Source organism: Pigmentiphaga sp. NML080357, assembly GCF_002188465.1.
Taxonomy (GTDB): Bacteria; Pseudomonadota; Gammaproteobacteria; order Burkholderiales; family Burkholderiaceae_B; genus Pigmentiphaga.
The window spans coordinates 165,909-181,700 of the sequence record NZ_NINW01000025.1 but is presented as its reverse complement, the minus strand read 5'-3'; the positions used below and the strand labels follow the sequence as shown (position 1 = coordinate 181,700).

At 68.2% G+C, this 15,792-nt stretch carries 13 protein-coding genes and 1 riboswitch; of the genes, 5 read left to right on the top strand and 8 right to left on the bottom strand.

Annotation, left to right across the window (positions count from 1 at the left end; translation table 11 throughout):
- Window positions 1–17 precede the first annotated feature (17 nt).
- Both CDO44_RS09825 and CDO44_RS09820 read right to left on the bottom strand, forming a co-directional pair.
- Window positions 18–827 (bottom strand): ABC transporter permease, encoded by an 810-nt coding sequence (locus CDO44_RS09825; protein WP_233146107.1) that lies wholly within the window; start codon window positions 825–827, stop codon window positions 18–20.
- A 62-nt stretch (window positions 828–889) separates the two neighbouring features.
- Window positions 890–1,855, bottom strand: coding sequence for an ATP-binding cassette domain-containing protein (locus tag CDO44_RS09820; protein ID WP_087780048.1), 966 nt, complete (start codon window positions 1,853–1,855; stop codon window positions 890–892).
- Between the two features lie 143 nt (window positions 1,856–1,998).
- On the opposite strand from CDO44_RS09820, the gene CDO44_RS09815 reads away from it, so the two are divergent.
- Both CDO44_RS09815 and CDO44_RS09810 read left to right on the top strand, forming a co-directional pair.
- Window positions 1,999–3,096 carry a hypothetical protein gene (locus tag CDO44_RS09815; protein WP_087780047.1) on the top strand — a complete coding sequence of 366 codons (1,098 nt, stop codon included), beginning with the start codon at window positions 1,999–2,001 and terminating at the stop codon, window positions 3,094–3,096.
- A 150-nt stretch (window positions 3,097–3,246) separates the two neighbouring features.
- Window positions 3,247–3,357, top strand: a riboswitch (glycine riboswitch).
- A gap of 40 nt (window positions 3,358–3,397) precedes the next feature.
- Window positions 3,398–4,690, top strand: coding sequence for a D-amino acid dehydrogenase (locus CDO44_RS09810; protein ID WP_087780046.1), 1,293 nt, complete (start codon window positions 3,398–3,400; stop codon window positions 4,688–4,690).
- Window positions 4,691–4,711: 21 nt separating this feature from the next.
- Here CDO44_RS09810 and CDO44_RS09805 read toward each other — a convergent pair whose 3' ends face one another.
- Genes CDO44_RS09805 through CDO44_RS09785 form a run of 5 tightly spaced genes read right to left on the bottom strand, consistent with a single transcriptional unit; the run spans window position 4,712 to window position 10,757 of the window.
- Entirely contained in the window at window positions 4,712–6,394 is a 1,683-nt protein-coding gene (locus CDO44_RS09805) for a GMC family oxidoreductase (RefSeq protein ID WP_087780045.1), read from the bottom strand.
- A gap of 1 nt (window position 6,395) precedes the next feature.
- Window positions 6,396–7,868, bottom strand: coding sequence for an aldehyde dehydrogenase family protein (locus CDO44_RS09800; protein ID WP_087780044.1), 1,473 nt, complete (start codon window positions 7,866–7,868; stop codon window positions 6,396–6,398).
- Between the two features lie 26 nt (window positions 7,869–7,894).
- A complete protein-coding gene (locus tag CDO44_RS09795) occupies window positions 7,895–8,890 on the bottom strand; it encodes a TRAP transporter substrate-binding protein (protein ID WP_087780043.1) in 996 nt (331 codons plus the stop codon).
- A gap of 41 nt (window positions 8,891–8,931) precedes the next feature.
- Window positions 8,932–10,209 carry a TRAP transporter large permease gene (locus CDO44_RS09790; RefSeq protein WP_087780042.1) on the bottom strand — a complete coding sequence of 426 codons (1,278 nt, stop codon included), beginning with the start codon at window positions 10,207–10,209 and terminating at the stop codon, window positions 8,932–8,934.
- Window positions 10,206–10,757, bottom strand: coding sequence for a TRAP transporter small permease (locus CDO44_RS09785; RefSeq protein ID WP_158213249.1), 552 nt, complete (start codon window positions 10,755–10,757; stop codon window positions 10,206–10,208). The genes CDO44_RS09790 and CDO44_RS09785 overlap by 4 nt, the downstream gene beginning before the upstream one ends.
- A gap of 102 nt (window positions 10,758–10,859) precedes the next feature.
- Here CDO44_RS09785 and CDO44_RS09780 point away from each other — a divergent pair, with 102 nt between their 5' ends.
- Entirely contained in the window at window positions 10,860–11,807 is a 948-nt protein-coding gene (locus CDO44_RS09780) for a LysR family transcriptional regulator (protein WP_087780040.1), read from the top strand.
- Here CDO44_RS09780 and CDO44_RS09775 read toward each other — a convergent pair.
- On the bottom strand, window positions 11,786–12,766 hold the full coding sequence (locus CDO44_RS09775) for a LysR family transcriptional regulator (protein ID WP_087780039.1): 981 nt from the start codon (window positions 12,764–12,766) through the stop codon (window positions 11,786–11,788). The genes CDO44_RS09780 and CDO44_RS09775 overlap by 22 nt on opposite strands.
- A gap of 143 nt (window positions 12,767–12,909) precedes the next feature.
- On the opposite strand from CDO44_RS09775, the gene CDO44_RS09770 reads away from it, so the two are divergent.
- Together CDO44_RS09770 and CDO44_RS09765 are read left to right on the top strand one after the other, a co-directional pair.
- Window positions 12,910–14,418 carry an FAD-dependent monooxygenase gene (locus CDO44_RS09770; RefSeq protein ID WP_087780038.1) on the top strand — a complete coding sequence of 503 codons (1,509 nt, stop codon included), beginning with the start codon at window positions 12,910–12,912 and terminating at the stop codon, window positions 14,416–14,418.
- Window positions 14,415–15,752 carry an amidohydrolase family protein gene (locus tag CDO44_RS09765; protein ID WP_087780113.1) on the top strand — a complete coding sequence of 446 codons (1,338 nt, stop codon included), beginning with the start codon at window positions 14,415–14,417 and terminating at the stop codon, window positions 15,750–15,752. The genes CDO44_RS09770 and CDO44_RS09765 overlap by 4 nt, the downstream gene beginning before the upstream one ends.
- Window positions 15,753–15,792 lie beyond the last annotated feature (40 nt).

Here is a 15,792-nt window from a genome sequence, read left to right as displayed (position 1 = left end):
TCAAAATACCCGCGCCCCTAGCGCAACAGGCGGCGGCGCATCAGCGCGGACGCGAGCCACACCGCCGCGGCGGCCGTCGCCGCGAGCTGCAGCACGTGGGCCCATGGATGGTCGGGCACGCGCCCCAGCACCAGCGGCCTGACCAGCTCGATGGCCGGCGCCAGGGGCAGCAGACGGGCCGCCTGCACCAGCGCGTCGGGCAGCTGCGACACGGGAAAGAACACCCCCGACAGGAACACCATGGGCGTCACGCCAAGCGTGAAGTAGTACATGAAGAAGTCGAAGCCCTTGGCCAGCGCGGACATGACGAGCGCCAACGCGGCGAAGGCCACCCCGATGAGCGCAAGCACGAGCGGTATCCACAGCAGCGTGACCGCGCGGGAGATGTCCAGCGCCGCCACCACCAGCAGGATCGCCAGGCCGCTCTTCATGCTCTTGGCCGCGGCCCAGAGGATCTCGGCGAAAACGACGTCGTCGAGGGAGAGCGGCGTATTGAGCATGGCATCCCAGGACCGCTGGATGTGCAGCCGGGAGAAGGCGCTGTAGGTTGCCTCGAAGGTCGCCGCATAAAGCGCGCCCATGCAGATGGAGCCGGCGGCGAGGAAGGTCACGTAGGGCACGCCGTCTATGCCTGGCAGCAGGCTGCCCAGCCCGTACCCCAGGGCGAGCAGGGCCACCATGGGGTCCATCACATCGCCCAGGATCGTGGTCAACGCGGTCTTGCGCCACACGAGGAAATTGCGCCGTAGCACCGGAATGCAGCCGCGTCCCGGCCGGGGCAGCCCCCAGATGCCGGCCCCCGAAGGTCTCATCACCTGCTCACTCATCTCGATTTCCATGACGTCACGCGCCCCCGCCGCCCAAGCGCAAGCGCGCCGGAGGAGCCATCCTACTCGCGCAAATCCCGGCCGGCGATGCGCAGGAACAGGTCTTCCAGGTTGGCCGGACGATGCAGGTAACGCAGCCTTCCGCCATCCCGCAGATAACTCAGCACACGCTCGGGCTCGGCGGTATAGCAATAGACGGTTTCGCCGCTGACCTCCACCCGGCCCGGCATGGCCGCCCGATGGCGTTCGAGCCAAGCGAACGCGTCGTCGCCGAACACCTCCACGACTTCCGGCTCCACATGGCGCGCGATCAGCTCTTGCGGCGCGCCCTCGGCGATCATCCGACCATGATCGACCAGCCCCAGCCGGTCGCACAGGCGCTCGGCCTCGTCCATGAAATGCGTGGTCAGCAGGATCGTCTTGCCCCGCCCCAGCAGGGTCTTCAAGCGTTCCCAGATCAGGTGGCGGGCCTGCGGATCCAGGCCGGTGGTGGGCTCGTCCATCACGATCAGGTCCGGATCGTTGACCAGCGCCCGGGCCAGCGTCAGGCGCCGCTTCATGCCTCCCGACAATTCGTTGATGCGAGCCGTGCGCTTGGATTCGAGCGAGGCGAATTCCAGCAGGCCGGGAATGCGCCGGCGGATCTCGGCGTCGGCAAGGCCGAAATAGCGGCCGAACACCAGCAGATTCTCTTCCACGGTGAAATCGGGATCGAGGTTGTCCATCTGCGGCACCACGCCTATGCGCGTCCGCGCCTGCCGGGCGTGCGCCGGCACGTCGTGGTCCAGCAGGCGGATGACGCCGCCGTCGATGGGCGTGAGCCCCAGTACGGAGCGCAAGGTCGTCGTCTTGCCTGCACCATTCGGCCCCAAGAGGCCGTAGCATTCGCCGCGCGCGATCTGGAAGGACAGCCCGTCCACGATAGCGCGGCCGCCGTAACGCTTGTCGAGCCGCTCGACCCGCAGGGCGGGTCCGGAACCGGGGAATGCCACGGGCTTGGCCCCGGCATGCAGCGCATTGGTGGTCATAGCGGAATAGTACCCCGGGGCGCCGCGGCCCCCGCCCCGGCTCGAAACGCGCAGGGTTTTCCTGATGCTGGCAAACGAGAAAAGTGATTGCCCGCTTCGCAAGGAACGTAACATGCTGTAACGATACTCACTCAAGGTCCGTCATGGGCAGCATCCCGTCCCTGGAAACCTACGACGCGCTGGTCGAGCACTGCTACGAGAGCGTGCTCGACGCATCGCGCTGGCCCGGCCTGCTCGAGGCCCTCGTCGCGGCCAGCGGCCGGCAGTCGGGCGCCATGGCGATCCGCGATCCCGGGCAAAACCAGGCCACCGTCACGGCATCGATCCGGTGCGATCCCACCGCCATCGAGGCCTACAACGGCCACTACGGCGGGATCGATCCGGTGCGTCCCTGGATCGCCACGCACGAGGCCGGCCAGTGGTGCCACGACCGGCGCGACCTGGGAACCGGCGTGGTGGCCAGCCATCCCTACTACCGGGAGTTCCAGCAGGCCTACGGCATCGACGACCGCGCGTCGATCCAGCTCACCGGCGATGGCTCCCGCATCTACCTGGCCGTCCTCACGGCCATTGGCGCACAGACCGATGCCGCCCACGATGAACTGCTCGCGCGCATCGCTCCGCACCTGCGGCGGGCCGGCCGGATGTTCGATGCGATGTCGGCCGTTCGAGAGGGCTTGCGCCAGCGCGAGCGGCTGCTCGACGGGCTGCCGACGCCTCTGTGGCTGCTCGACGACGAGCGGCGGGTGGCCTATCGCAACGCCGCCGCGGAACGCTACGCGGCGCTGCCGGATGGCGCCTTGTGCGAACAAGGCGGCTACGTCCGCCCCCGGCGAACCACGACCGGCCGGCTGGAAAGTGCCATCGAGCAAGCGCTCGCCCGCTCCGGACCGGCGCGCGGCGGCCGCATCGCCCCTCCCAGCGCCGGCGGCGCCGAGATACTCGTGGCGCCGCTGCCCGATACCCATCCGGACAATCCGCAAGAGCGGCCGCTGGCGGTGGTGAGCGTGGTCGACCCCGCGCTGCTGACCCTGCGCCTGGCCGACCTGTTCCAATTCAGCCGCGCCGAGGCCCGGCTGGCCGCGCGGCTGCAAGCAGGATGCAGCCTCGCCGAGTACGCGCAAAACCAGGGCATCGCATTGAGCACGGCGCGCACGCAATTGCGCGCGCTCTTCGTCAAGACCGGCACTCACAGGCAAGGCGAACTCGTCAGCCTGCTCCTGCGCCTGTCGCGTCACTGAGCGCCACGCGCCGCATCGGCCTGCCGCCGCGCGGTCCATGGCAATCGCGCGGCCGCCATGCTATCCTGGCTGCACCAGGAGAACGAAGCGACGCATCCTGCGCTTCTACCGAAGGCGTATCCCCTGAAACGCTCAGGTTTCAAGACTGGCAACCAAACAACTGGAGAGCGTCGCGCCCGGACTCGAGCGCGGCCGCCGAAGGGGCAAGCGACGCCATCCGGCGCACGCGAATCTCTCAGGCAAAAGGACAGTAGGGGCAAGCGGCATGGCCGCTTGCCCCTGCTATTTCCGAGAGCCTGCAATGAAAGTCATCGTCATGGGCGCCGGCATCACCGGCGTCGCGTCGGCCTGGTACCTCGCCAAGGCCGGGCACGAAGTCGTCGTCCTCGAACGCAACGCGGGCGCGGCCCGCGAAACCAGTTTCGGCAACGGCGGCCAGATTTCCGTCAGCCATGCCGAGCCCTGGGCCAACCCCTCCGCCCCCCTGAAGCTGCTGCGCTGGCTCGGGCGCGAAGACGCGCCGCTGCTGTTCCGGCTGCGCGCCGATCCGCAGCAATGGAAATGGGGCCTGCAGTTCCTGCGCGAATGCACTGCCGCGCGGTCGCTGCACAACATGGTCCAGATCCTGAACCTCGGCACCTATAGCCGGACCAGCCTGCAGGAACTGCGCGCCGAGACCGGCATTCAGTACGACCATCTGCAGCGCGGCATCCTGCATTTCTATACCAGCCAGAAAGAGTTCGATGCCGCCATGGAACCGGCGCGCGTCATGCGGGAGATGGGATGCGAGCGCCGCATCATCGACCGCGACGAAGCCGTGCGCATCGAGCCGGCGCTGGCCCGGATCGGGCCGCGCCTGGCCGGCGCCACCTATACCAGCGCCGACGAGTCGGGCGACGTGCATTTGTTCACTACCCGCCTGGCAGCCCTCTGCGCCGAGCGGGGCGTCACGTTCCGCTACGGCGTGCGCATCCAGGCGCTGCGCACCGAAGGCGGCGCCATGACCGGGGTCGAGATCGCCGGCGAGACCGGCGGCTACGAAATCGTCGACGGCGACGCCTACGTGCTGGCCCTGGGCAGCTTCAGCCCGTTGCTGGCGCGGCAGGCCGGCGTACCGCTGTCCATCTATCCGGCCAAGGGATACTCGGCCACGCTGCCCGTGCTGGACCCCGCGCTGGCGCCGCAGGTAAGCCTGACCGACGACGAATACAAGCTCGTGTTCTCGCGCCTTGGCGACCGGCTGCGCGTGGCCGGCACGGCGGAGCTGAACGGCTACACGCTGGAGTTGAACCAGGTGCGGTGCGAAGCGCTGGTCAAGCGCACGCTGGAGATCTTCCCCGGCATGAGCCGGCCCGAGCTGGCACGCTACTGGGCCGGCCTGCGGCCCGCCACGCCGGGCAACGTGCCCTACATCGGCGCATCGAAGGTCCGCGGCCTGTATCTGAACACGGGCCATGGCACCCTGGGCTGGACGCATGGCTGCGGTTCGGGCCGCGCCGTGGCCGAGATCATCGACGGGCGCCAGCCGGAAGTGGACTTCTCCTTCACCGGACAGGAACCCCGCCGCGCCGTGCCCCGGCTAGCGGCGGCCTAGGATCCGCGGGGCTCCGCGTCCTCAGGCCGACACAGCCTCGGCGGCCTCCCGCGGTTCCCGGGGCGGTTCCGCGCCCCGTCGGTTCCGCGCCAGCGGCGGCCGGCCCAGGATATGGTCGGCCGCCTTTTCCGCCATCATGATGATGGGCGCGTTGGTGGGACCCCGCACGACTCGCGGCATGGCCGACCCGTCCACCACGCGTAGCCCGTCCACGCCGCGCACCCGCATCTGCGCGTCCAGCACCGCGAGCGGATCCCGCTCGTGCCCCATCTTGCAAGTGCCCACGGGATGGTGCAGGGTAATGGCCGTGCGCCGCACGAAGGCATCGATGTCCTCGTCGCTGGTTGCCTGCGGCCCGGGCGCGAGCTCTTCCCCCCGGAATGGCGCCATGGGCGGTTGCTGGCCGATCGCGCGCATGATCCGCACCATTTGGCGCACGGCGCGCCTGTCGTAGTCGGTGGAAAGGAAGTTCTGCCGGATCACCGCGGGGGCGGTGGGATCGCCGCTGCCCAGCGTCACGCTGCCGCGGCTCTCGGGCGCGATGAACACGCCCTTGATGGCGTAGGCGTCGACGTACGGCTTGAGCAGCGGACCGAAATGCGGTCCCGCGTTCATCGGCGCCGCCGCCAGCAGCAATTGCAGGTCGGGCAGGTCCAGTTCCGGATGGCTGCGCACCAGGCCCACGGCCGCGGCCGGCACCTTGCTCGACACCCCGGTGCCGAACATCCACGTACGCAGCAGATCGATGCCGATGCGGTCCAGACGCAAGGCGCGATACAGCGGCCCCGGTTCGCTGCGGCGCCAGCGCACGTCGCACACCACGTGATCCTGCAGGTTCCTGCCCACGCCGGGCAGGTCGACCTTCGCCTGGATGCCATGCATCCGCAACTGAGCCGCGTCCCCGATGCCTGACAGCATGAGCAGCTGCGGCGTGTTGATCACGCCGCCGGCCAGCAGCACTTCACGCTCGCACACGATACGCTCGCGCTTTCCGCCGCGCAGTACCTCGACGCCGATCGCCCGCCCCTTCTCCATCAATACCTTCGTGGTCAGGGCGCCGGTCCACACTTCGACGTTGCCCCGCGCCACGGCCGGTCGCAGGTATGCCGAGGCCGCGCTCCAGCGGCGGCCGCGGCGTATGGTCGCCTGCATGGGGCCGAACCCCTCGATGCTGGCGCCGTTGTAGTCGCCGTTGCGCGGGTAGCCGGCCAGGTCGGTCGCGCGCAGGAAGGCATCCACCAGCGGATCGTCGTAGTGCAGGCGCGTCACGGTCAACGGGCCATCGCCGCCCCGCAGCTCGCTGCTCCCCTCCTCCCAGGACTCGCTGCGGCGGAAGTAGGGCAGCACGTCGTCATAGGACCAGCCCTCGAGCCCCAGGTCGCGCGCCCAATGATCGTAGTCTTCCCTGGCGCCGCGGGCGTAGGCCATGCCGTTGATGGAGGTCGATCCGCCCAGTACTTTGCCGCGCGCGCATTCGATGCGGCGGCCGTCCATGCCGGGCTCGGGCTGGGTGAAGTAGCCCCAGTCGTAAAGCCTGTGCTTGAGGATAAGGCCCCAGGTCAGCGGCACCTGGATGATGGGCGAGCGATCGCGGCCGCCGGCTTCCAGCACCAGTATCCGCAGGCCCGGATCCGCGCCCAGGCGATAGGCCAGCGTGCAGCCGGCCGAGCCCGCGCCCACGATGATGTAGTCGTAGTTGCTCACGTCACGCCAGCTTCAGGTTGATGTTCTTGGTGTAGGTGAACTCGAGCAATTCCTCGAAGCACTCCTCGCGGCCTATGCCCGATTGCTTGACGCCGCCGAAAGGCGCGCCGATGAAATGCTGGCTGGTGTTGTTGATCCAGACGTAGCCGGTATGGATGCGGCGGGCCGCCCGGTGCGCGGTGTCCAGGTCGCGGGTCCATATCGATCCGGTCAGGCCGAAATCGACGGCGTTGACGTCGGCCCACATCGCATCTTCGTCGGACCAGCGGAACACCGACATGATGGGCCCGAACACCTCTTCGCGCGCCAGCCGCATGTCGGGCCGCATGTCGGCGAACACCGTCGGTTCGAAGAAGAAACCGTTCCGCAGCGCCGGATCCGTGGGCCGGCGGCCGCCGGCCACCAGCCTGGCTCCCTGCTCCAGGGCGGACTTCACGAAACCCTCGACCTTCTCCAGCTGGGCGCGGCTGACCAGCGATCCCATGGTGGTGGCCGGATCGGAGGGGATCCCGGGACGGTGCCTTTGGGGCAGGAGCTCGGCGACGCGCGCCAGGACTTCGTCATGGATACTGTCGTGCAGGAACACCCGGCTGGTGGAGCCGCAGCTCTGGCCCGACCAGGTAAAGTTCATGCCGCCCACGATACCTTCCACCAGCTTGTCGAGATCCGCGTCCGGATAGGCCACCAGCGCGTTCTTGCCGCCCAGTTCGAGCAGCACCGGCTTCAGTCCGTCGGCGGCGGTCTTCATGACCGCCTTGCCGGTCGGCACGCCGCCGATGAGGGTGATCTTGCGCACGAGCGGATGCGCCGCCAGCGCTTCGCCGCACGCGCGTCCGCCGCACAGGAAATTGACCACGCCCTTGGGAAACACATCGCCGATCAGCTCCGCCAGCCGGATGATGGACAGCGGCGCCTGGTCCGGGGCCTTCACCACCACGGTATTGCCGGCTGCCAGCGGCGCGGCGATGCGCATGGCGGCGAACATCAGCGGGTGGTTGTAGGCCACGATGCGCGCCACGACGCCCAGGGGCTCGCGCACCGTGTAGTCCAGGTACCCCGGCCCCATGGGCAGGGTTTCGCCCTTGACTTCCTGCGCCAGGCCGGCGAAGTAATCGAGGCTGTCGGCGGCAAAGCCGGCGTCCTTGCCCAGGATGGATACCGGATTGCCGTTGTTGAGCGAATCCAGCAGCGCCAGCTCCTGCGCATGCTCGCGCAGGATGTCCGCCGCGCGGCGCAACAGCCGGCCGCGCGCCATCGGCGGCATGGCGGCCCAGCCCGGAAACGCCTCCTGCGCGGCGCGCACCGCCGCATCGACGTCGCTCGCATCGGCCACGGGCGCATCGGCCAGCGGCTCGTCATAGGCCGGATTGATGGTCGGCGCGTAGACGCCGGCCAGGGGCTCGTGCCAGGCGCCTCCGTAGAAGAGCTGGCGATGGGCGGGGAGGATCCCGGCCGGGATTTCATGTGAACGCATGGCTTCTCCGATAGATTCGATCCGCGTCAGGCGCGGTATTTGGCGCCGGCGGCCCGCAGCGCTTCGTAATCCTTGCGGGCTTCCGGCGAGAGCTCCTTCATCGCCGCCGGAATCACCGCATCCAGATAGGTCTTGGCATCGGCCGCGGACAGTTCGATCATCTCGCCGCCGCCCTTCTCCCAGATGGCGCGGGCCTCGGCCACGCGCGCGTGCACGCGGGGCCCGATCTCGGCGTCGGTCTTGCGCGCGGCCTGGCGCAGCGCGGCCTCCAGCGGCCCGGCCGACTTGAGGAAGGTCGGGCTCGCCAACCCAACGATCGAGATGTAGGTGGAAGGCAGCAGGGTCTGCGACTTGGCGACGTCGAAATACTTGAGCGCCGACGGGATGGGCGTGCCCGAATACACGCCGTCGAGGGTGCCGTTCTGGAACGCCGGCAAGACCTCGCCGAGCGACATCGACACGGGGTTGGCGCCCAGCTGCCTGAGCTGGGCGATCAGTATCGACGAACCCGGCACCCGGATCTTCTGCCCGGCCAGGTCGGACAGCTTGCGGATGGGCTTGCGCGACACGATGCTGCATTGCGAGTGCACGAGCGTCGTGAGAACCTCGACGCCCTTGTTGGCCGCGATGGACGCCAGGCGCTTCTTCACGTCGGCGTCGGCCAGCACCTTCATGCCATGGTCAATGCTGTCGAACATGCCGGGCACGGCCAGCGCGCCGAACCGCGCATCCAGCCCCTCGTACATGCCGGATGCGTTGAGCGCCATTTCCACGGTGCCCATGCTCACGCCCTCGATGGTGCGCTGCGCGGTGCCGAGCTGGCTGGCCGGATAGACCTGGCCCTTGACCTTGTTCTGGGTCGCGGCCTCGATGTTGGCCTTGTAGGCGGTCAGCCAATCCACGCCCAGGTCGTCGGTGGTGGTGGTGGTCAGCTTCATGACCAGGTTCTGCGCGCGGGCGGCGGGCAGGAACGCGAACGCTCCCAGGCCGGCCAGATGCGCGAGGCATTGACGGCGGTTCATGGTGATGTCTCCAGTGGTGGAAGGCCGGTCGCGGCCGGTTTTCAGTTCAACAGCAAGCGCATGCCCCAGAGCGAGATGCCGGGGATATAGGTAATGAGTCCCAGTGCGATCAGGTAGATGACGACGAACGGCACGATGCCCCGGTAGATGCTCTCCAGCGGCAGCTTGAGCACGCTCTGCGCCACGAAGATGTTGATGCCGAAAGGCGGGTGGAACAGTCCGATCGACAGGTTGACGGTGAGGATGATGCCGAAGTGGATCGGGTCCACGCCTATCGCCGTCACCAGCGGCATGAGCAGCGGCGACAGCAGCAGGATGGCCGACAGCGGGTCGATGAAGCAGCCCACCGCCAGCAGCAGGATGTTGATCGCCAGCAGCAGCGACCAGCCCGGCAGGTGCAGGTCGGTCAGCCACTGCACCAGCGCCGCCGGCACCTGGTGCACCGTCAACAGCCAGCCGAACACGTTGGCGCAGGCCACGATGATGAGGATCTGCCCCGTGAACACCGCGGTCGTTCCCGCACTGGCGAGAATGTCGCGCCACGACAGCTCCCGGTAGAAGTAGCGCGCGACCACGATGGCGTACAGGCACGCCACCGCCGCCGCCTCGGTGGGCGAGAAGACGCCGCCGTAGATGCCCCCCAGGATGATGATGGGCGCGCCCAGGGCGCCCATGCCGCGCGCCGCGGCCCGGCCGAACACCGTCCAGGAGAACCGCTCGCCGCCCCCGATGCGGTGCCGCCGCGCATACCAGATCACGTAGCCGCACAGCATGCCCGCAAGCAGCAGCCCCGGCAGCACGCCCGCGGCGTAGAGCCGGGGCACGGATTGCTGCGCGGCCGCGCCATAGACGATCATGGGGATGCTGGGGGGAATGATGATGTCGATCGCGCCCACGGCAGTGAGCAGCCCGGCGGAGAATTTCTCGGGATAGCCGCTGCGCCGCAGCGCCGGCAGCATGACCCGGCCGATGGTGGCGACAGTGGCCGCGCTGACGCCGGAGATCGCGCCGAACAGGGCGGACGACCCCACGGTCGTCACGGCCAGGCTGCCGCGCACGGAGCCCACGCCGGCGTTGACGAAGCCGACCAGCCGGTCCGCCACCGATCCCCGGCCCATCAGCTCGCCGGCGAAAATGAAGAACGGGATCGCGAGCAATGCGTATGCGTCGATGGCGCCGAACAGATTCTGGTGCAGCGCCGAGAGCGGCACCTCCATGAAGAACAGCAGCGCCACGCTGACCGAGGCCAGCAGCACCAGGAAAATGGGAAAGCCCAGCAGCAGCAGGCCGAGCGGCAGGAAGCCCAATGCGAAACTCATGACAACACCTCGTCGGCCACGCCCATCCGGTCGCGCTCCCGCAGTCCGCCGCCGGCCAAGCGCAGCGCCACGTCGATCAGGCCCACCACCACCATCGTCGCGAAAGCCACGGCCACCAGCGAATGCGGAATCCACATCGGGATATGGCCGTTCTCGCTCACACTGCCGATCTGGTGGATGCGCCAGGCGTAGCTGGTGGACACGAAACACACGAAGCCGCACAGCGCCACGGCAGCCGCCGCCTCCAGGGCGGCCAGGAAGCGCCGCAGCTCGTGCGGGAAGAACCGGTTCAGGACATCCATGCGCAGATGCTGGCCCCGCACGGCGGCTACCGCGGAGCCGAAGAAAGCCAGCGCGGCCATGAGATAGACCTGCAATTCGTCGGCGCCGGTGATCGAGCGGCCGAACACGTAGCGCGCCACGACGTTGGCCACGTTGATCGCCACCGCCGCCAGCAGCGCGCTGGCAAGCGCGAGCTCCAGGCTGGTGGCGGCGCGTTCCAGGCCGCGCACGATGCGCGCGACCCCGCGTTGTTTGTTGGGTGTCATGGTGTCTCCATCCGTTGGGACAGATCCTAGGTTGACGCCAACCATTCGTCTAATTCAAAGTTTTTCAATGAAACATAGTCAGACGACTATGGATGGAAAATCATGGCCCGCTTCGATCCCTATCTCACGCTGCAGAAACTCGAGGTGTTCTGCGTGGTCGCCGAACTGCAAAGCGTCACGCGCGCCGCCGACTACCTGTTCATCACCCAGCCCGTGGTCACCTCGCACGTGCGCAGCCTGGAGGAAAAGCTCGGCGCGAGCCTGGTGCGCCGCGAGGGCCGGGGTATCGCCCTCACCGCAACAGGACAGCGCGTCTACAAGTGGGCGCAGGAGGTCATTACCCGAACCCGCGAGCTTGAACGGGAACTGGGCGGCTCGACCGACATCGGCCCCGGCCAGGCCGTCGTCGCCGCATCGATGAGCGTGGGCTCCTATCTGCTGCCGCAACTGATCTGCGACTTCCAGGCATTGCGGCCGGACGGCCAGGTGCATCTCTCGATCTCGAATCCGCAGTTGGCCCTGGAGGCCACGCGCACCGGCGCCTGCGACTTCTCGGTGCTCATCATCGCGCCGACGCAGAACCTGGACGGCCTGGCGGTACGGCCGCTATGGGACGAAGAACTGCTGCTGGTCAGCGCGCCGGACAGCAGATGGGTGGGCGAGCAGGTGGAACGCGAACAAGTGTCGAAGCTGCCTTTCATCAGCACTGCCAACAGCGCGGTGATGCAGCAACTGGAAGAAGGGCAACTGCGGGCGAACGGCATTCCCTCCCGCCGCATCGTCCTCAACCTGGGACACCCGGAAGCGCAGAAAGAAGCGGTGCGGCGCGACGTGGGCGTGTGCTTCTTCAGCAAGACGGCCGTCGAACGAGAACTGGCGCGCGGCGAACTGCGCTGGGTGCGCACGCCCGGGCTGGTCCTGACGCTGCCGCTGTATCTCGCCAGCCGCGAAGGCAAGGAGTTCTCGGAATTCCAGGCGGCGCTGAAGCAGCATATCGAGACGGCGCGGCCCAAGGGGCTCAAGGCCTTTCAGGAAAATTCCCCGGTGTGACGAACTGGGTGGCGCCGGCGACGCGGCGGCCCCCGGCGCGACGCATCCAGTGGCGGCAGGTCGCGGGCGGTAGTGCGCAGTAGCTCGCGCAACCACGAGATCGCTGGATCGCGCTCCTGGTACTTGTGCCACTGCACGTTCTCGGCAAACCGCGGAATCGCGATCGGGCACGGCACCACTCGCAGCGGAAAACGCGCGGCCATATGCCTAGCCAGCCTCGTGGGCAGCGTCGCGATGCGCGGCGTTCCCACCAGCAGCTCGGGCACCAGCGTGAAGTTGGGCGCGATCACGTCCTGCCGCCGCACCTGCCGGCTACCCGCCAGCATCCGCGCGTCGTAGGTGATGCGCCTCCCGCCGCCCCACTCCACCCCGACATGTCCCGCGGCGAAATAGGCCTCCCTGGAGATCGCGGCGTCCGGCGCGGAATGGGCCTGGCAGACCAGGCAGGAAAACGTGTCCTCGAACAACGGCTCGGCGGGATGGCCCTGCACGATGGCGAACTCCGGCGCGATGAGCAGTTCGATCTCGCCGCTGTCCAGGTGCTCGTGGGTCTGCGGGCTGATGGCCCGCAGGTCGAATTGCATCAGGGGCGCCAGCCGTGCGGCGCGCCTGACCACTTCGGACAGCAGCACGGCGATGACGTAGTCCGACGACTCGATGGTGAACCGCCGCGTGGCGGTCGCCGGGTCGAAGGTGGGCCGGGCGCGGGTCACCGTCTGTATCTGCAGCAGGACCTCCCGTACCGGCTTGATCAGCTGTTCGGCCAGCGGCGTGAGCACCAGCGTCTTGCCCACGGGCACCAGCAATTCGTCGTCGAAATAGTCCCGCAGGCGACCCAGTGCCAGGCTCGTGGCCGGCTGGCTCAGGAAGACTCGCTCGGCGGCGCGGCTCACGCTGCGCGTGGCCAGAAGGGCATCGAGCACCACCAGGAGGTTGAGGTCGAGCTTGTTGAAACGCATCGCCACTCCATTTATGCCGCAAATGCATTGCATTTAAACAATTAACTTTACGTGTGTCGACCGGCTGACCGACCATGCTCGTCAAGCGGCGCCGCACCCGAGGCCATATCGGGCGGCAGCCTGGCAGAAGGTGGAGACAGACGATGCAGTGGGACGTAATCGTGGTCGGCGGCGGACCGTCGGGCCTGACCATGGCCGCCGAGCTGGCCGGCGCCGGCGCACGCACGCTGGTGCTGGAGCGCCGCACCGAGGGGGTGCAGTCGCGCGCCGGCACGCTGCTGCCCCGCGTGCTGGAGCTCTTCGATGCCCGCGGCATTGCCGACCGGTTCATCCGGAAGACCTGCGCCATCAGCCCCTACCCCTTCCGGCCTTCGCACATCTGGGCCGGCTTCCACCCCATCGAATGGCATTACCTGGAGTCGCGCTTCGGGTTCACGCTCGGCCTTCCGCAGAACATGACGGAAGAGATCCTCTGGGAGTGGGCGGCCGAGAGCGGCGCCGAGATCCGCCGCGGCGCCGAGGCTCGCGCGCTGCGGCAAACACCCGAAGGCGTCGAGCTGGAGGTGAGCGGCGGCACCGGCTCCGCCACGACCCTGGAAGCCCGCTACGTGGTGGGCGCCGACGGCGGCCGCAGCACGGTGCGCGCGCAATCGGGGCTGTCGTTCGAGGGCCGCCCCGGCACGTTCCGCGGCATCGTTTTCGACGCGGAGCTGGAGGCGCCCTGGCCCGGAGGGCGCATCAACGTCGACAACGAAATGGGATGGATACGCGGCTATGCCTTCGGCGAAGGCATTACACGCTTCAACATCGTGCATCGCGACCGGCGGCATGCGTCCAAGGACGAACCGGTCACGCTGGAGGAGGCGCTGCAGTGCATCCGCGACGTGCATGGCACGGACTACGGCATACGCGGCTACCGGTGGGCCTCGCGCTTCGACGACCAGATGCGCGCCGTCTCCACGCTGCGCAGCGGACGGGTATTCCTGGTGGGCGAATCGGCACGCATCCATTACCCCGCCAGCGGGGTGGGCATGAACTTCTGCTTGCAGGACGCTTTCAACCTCGGATGGAAACTGGCCTATGTCATCAAGGGCCTGAGCGACGAATCCATCCTCGACAGCTACGATGCCGAACGGCGTCCCGTCATGCACGATCTCCTGGAAAGCGTCATGGCCCAATGCGCGCTGCAGTTCAACTTCGGTGCCGAAGGCGTGGCGCTCAAGCGGCGCCTGCAACGGGACTTCATTCCCTTGCCCGACGTGCAGCGCAAGCTGGTGCGCGAACTCTGCGGCCTCGTCCATCCCTACCCCGCGCCGCCGGGCAGCCATCCGCTGGCAGGCCAGCATGCCCCCGACCTCGACCTCGTTTCGCAGGATGGCCAACCCATGCGGCTGGCCCAACTGCTGCGCGACCGGCGCTTCGTGCTGCTGGACCTGGAAGGCTATGGCGGCCAGTTCCAAGCGCTCGACCTGGGCGGCCTGCCGGTGCGCATGCTGCAGGCCAGGGTCGGCAATCCTCCCGCCGGGCTTGAGCGCGTGAAAGCCCTGCTGGTACGGCCGGACGGCTACGTGGCCTGGGCCAAGGACGAAACGGCACAAGGTGCCGAGGTGCGATCCGAACTCGCCCGATGGATGCGGGGGACGCGGCCATGACACGGCGCACCCTCCTCAAGAATGGCTGGATCGTCAGCGTGGATCCGCAAATCGGCGACCTGCCGCGCGGCGACCTGCTGATCGAGGGGGACCGCATCGCCGCGATCGCGCCACGGCTGGACGTCGGCGATGCCGAACGTATCGAAGCCGCCGGCATGATCGTGCTGCCGGGCTTCGTCGATACCCATCGCCACGCCTGGCAGACCTGCGTGCGCCACCGCTACGCCGACATCGACCCGCAGATCTACTTCGCCGAAATGCTGGGCGCCAAGGGCGCCGCCTTCCGCACCGAGGACGTCTATGTCGGCACGCTGCTCGGGGCGGTCTCGGCCCTGGACAGCGGCATCACCACCATGCTGGACTGGTCGCATGTGCAGAACAGTCCCGACCACGGCGACGCGGCCATCCAGGCGCTGCGCGATGCCGGCATACGCGGTGTCTTCGGCCACGGCTGGCCGCTGGTGGACGGCTCTGCCTGGATGTTCGACAGCGCGCTCGGCCATCCGCAGGACATCCGTCGCCTGCGCCGCGAGTATTTCTCCTCCGAGGACCAATTGCTGACGCTGGCCATGGCCGCGCGCGGTCCCGAGATGGCGCGGCGCGAAGTGTGGCTGGACGATCTGCGCCTGGCCCGCGAACTGGGAATACGGTCGAGCATCCATATGGGCGCCTATGCGCGCAACGGGTCGGTGCGCGCCGTCGCGCAGATGCAGCGGGAGGGCGCGCTCGGACCGGACCTGACCTTCGTGCATTGCTGCTTCTGCGGCCGCGATGAAATCGCCATGATGGCCGACGCGGGGGTCAGCGCCTCGCTCGGCGTGCACTGCGAAATGAATGCACAGGGCATCGGCGACATCCCCTTCGACCGATTGCTGGCGGCCGGCGTACGCCCCAGCCTCAGCGGCGATACCGAAACGAAATGCTCAGGCGACATGTTCACCCAGATGCGCCATGCCTTTGCCTACTACCGGTCGTGGATGGGCGGCGGCCACTCGCGCGAGGCGGACGCGCCGGCCACCCTGTCTTTGCGGGACGTACTCGAATTCGCCACGATGGCCGGCGCGCGCGCCAATGGCCTGGAAAGCAAGGTCGGATCGCTCACGCCGGGCAAGCAGGCCGACCTCGTGCTCATACGCGGCGAGGACCTGAACCTGGCTCCCGTTTCCGATGCGGTGGGTGCCGTGGTGCTGGCGGCGCATCCCGGCAACGTCGATTCGGTATTCGTGGCGGGCCGCGCGGTCAAGCGCCACGGCCGGATGCTCGACATCGACCTGGACGCCTTGCGCCGCCGCGCCCGCGCCTCGCAGGACCATGTTCTGGGGCTGTCTACATGAGCGCGCGCGGCCGCCCGAAGGGCGCGCTCCCTCCCTCGGG

Excerpts from the sequence above, each read along its gene's own strand:
- CDO44_RS09765 (WP_087780113.1), top strand. The coding sequence starts at position 14,415 with ATGACACGGCGCACCCTCCTCAAGAATGGCTGGATCGTCAGCGTGGAT.
- CDO44_RS09815 (WP_087780047.1), top strand. The coding sequence starts at position 1,999 with ATGGGCAGCATCCCGTCCCTGGAAACCTACGACGCGCTGGTCGAGCAC.
- CDO44_RS09810 (WP_087780046.1), top strand. The coding sequence starts at position 3,398 with ATGAAAGTCATCGTCATGGGCGCCGGCATCACCGGCGTCGCGTCGGCC.
- CDO44_RS09775 (WP_087780039.1), bottom strand. The coding sequence starts at position 12,766 with ATGCGTTTCAACAAGCTCGACCTCAACCTCCTGGTGGTGCTCGATGCC.
- CDO44_RS09795 (WP_087780043.1), bottom strand. The coding sequence starts at position 8,890 with ATGAACCGCCGTCAATGCCTCGCGCATCTGGCCGGCCTGGGAGCGTTC.
- CDO44_RS09800 (WP_087780044.1), bottom strand. The coding sequence starts at position 7,868 with ATGCGTTCACATGAAATCCCGGCCGGGATCCTCCCCGCCCATCGCCAG.
- CDO44_RS09780 (WP_087780040.1), top strand. The coding sequence starts at position 10,860 with ATGGCCCGCTTCGATCCCTATCTCACGCTGCAGAAACTCGAGGTGTTC.
- CDO44_RS09790 (WP_087780042.1), bottom strand. The coding sequence starts at position 10,209 with ATGAGTTTCGCATTGGGCTTCCTGCCGCTCGGCCTGCTGCTGCTGGGC.
- CDO44_RS09820 (WP_087780048.1), bottom strand. The coding sequence starts at position 1,855 with ATGACCACCAATGCGCTGCATGCCGGGGCCAAGCCCGTGGCATTCCCC.
- CDO44_RS09825 (WP_233146107.1), bottom strand. The coding sequence starts at position 827 with ATGAGTGAGCAGGTGATGAGACCTTCGGGGGCCGGCATCTGGGGGCTG.
- CDO44_RS09785 (WP_158213249.1), bottom strand. The coding sequence starts at position 10,757 with ATGACACCCAACAAACAACGCGGGGTCGCGCGCATCGTGCGCGGCCTG.
- CDO44_RS09770 (WP_087780038.1), top strand. The coding sequence starts at position 12,910 with ATGCAGTGGGACGTAATCGTGGTCGGCGGCGGACCGTCGGGCCTGACC.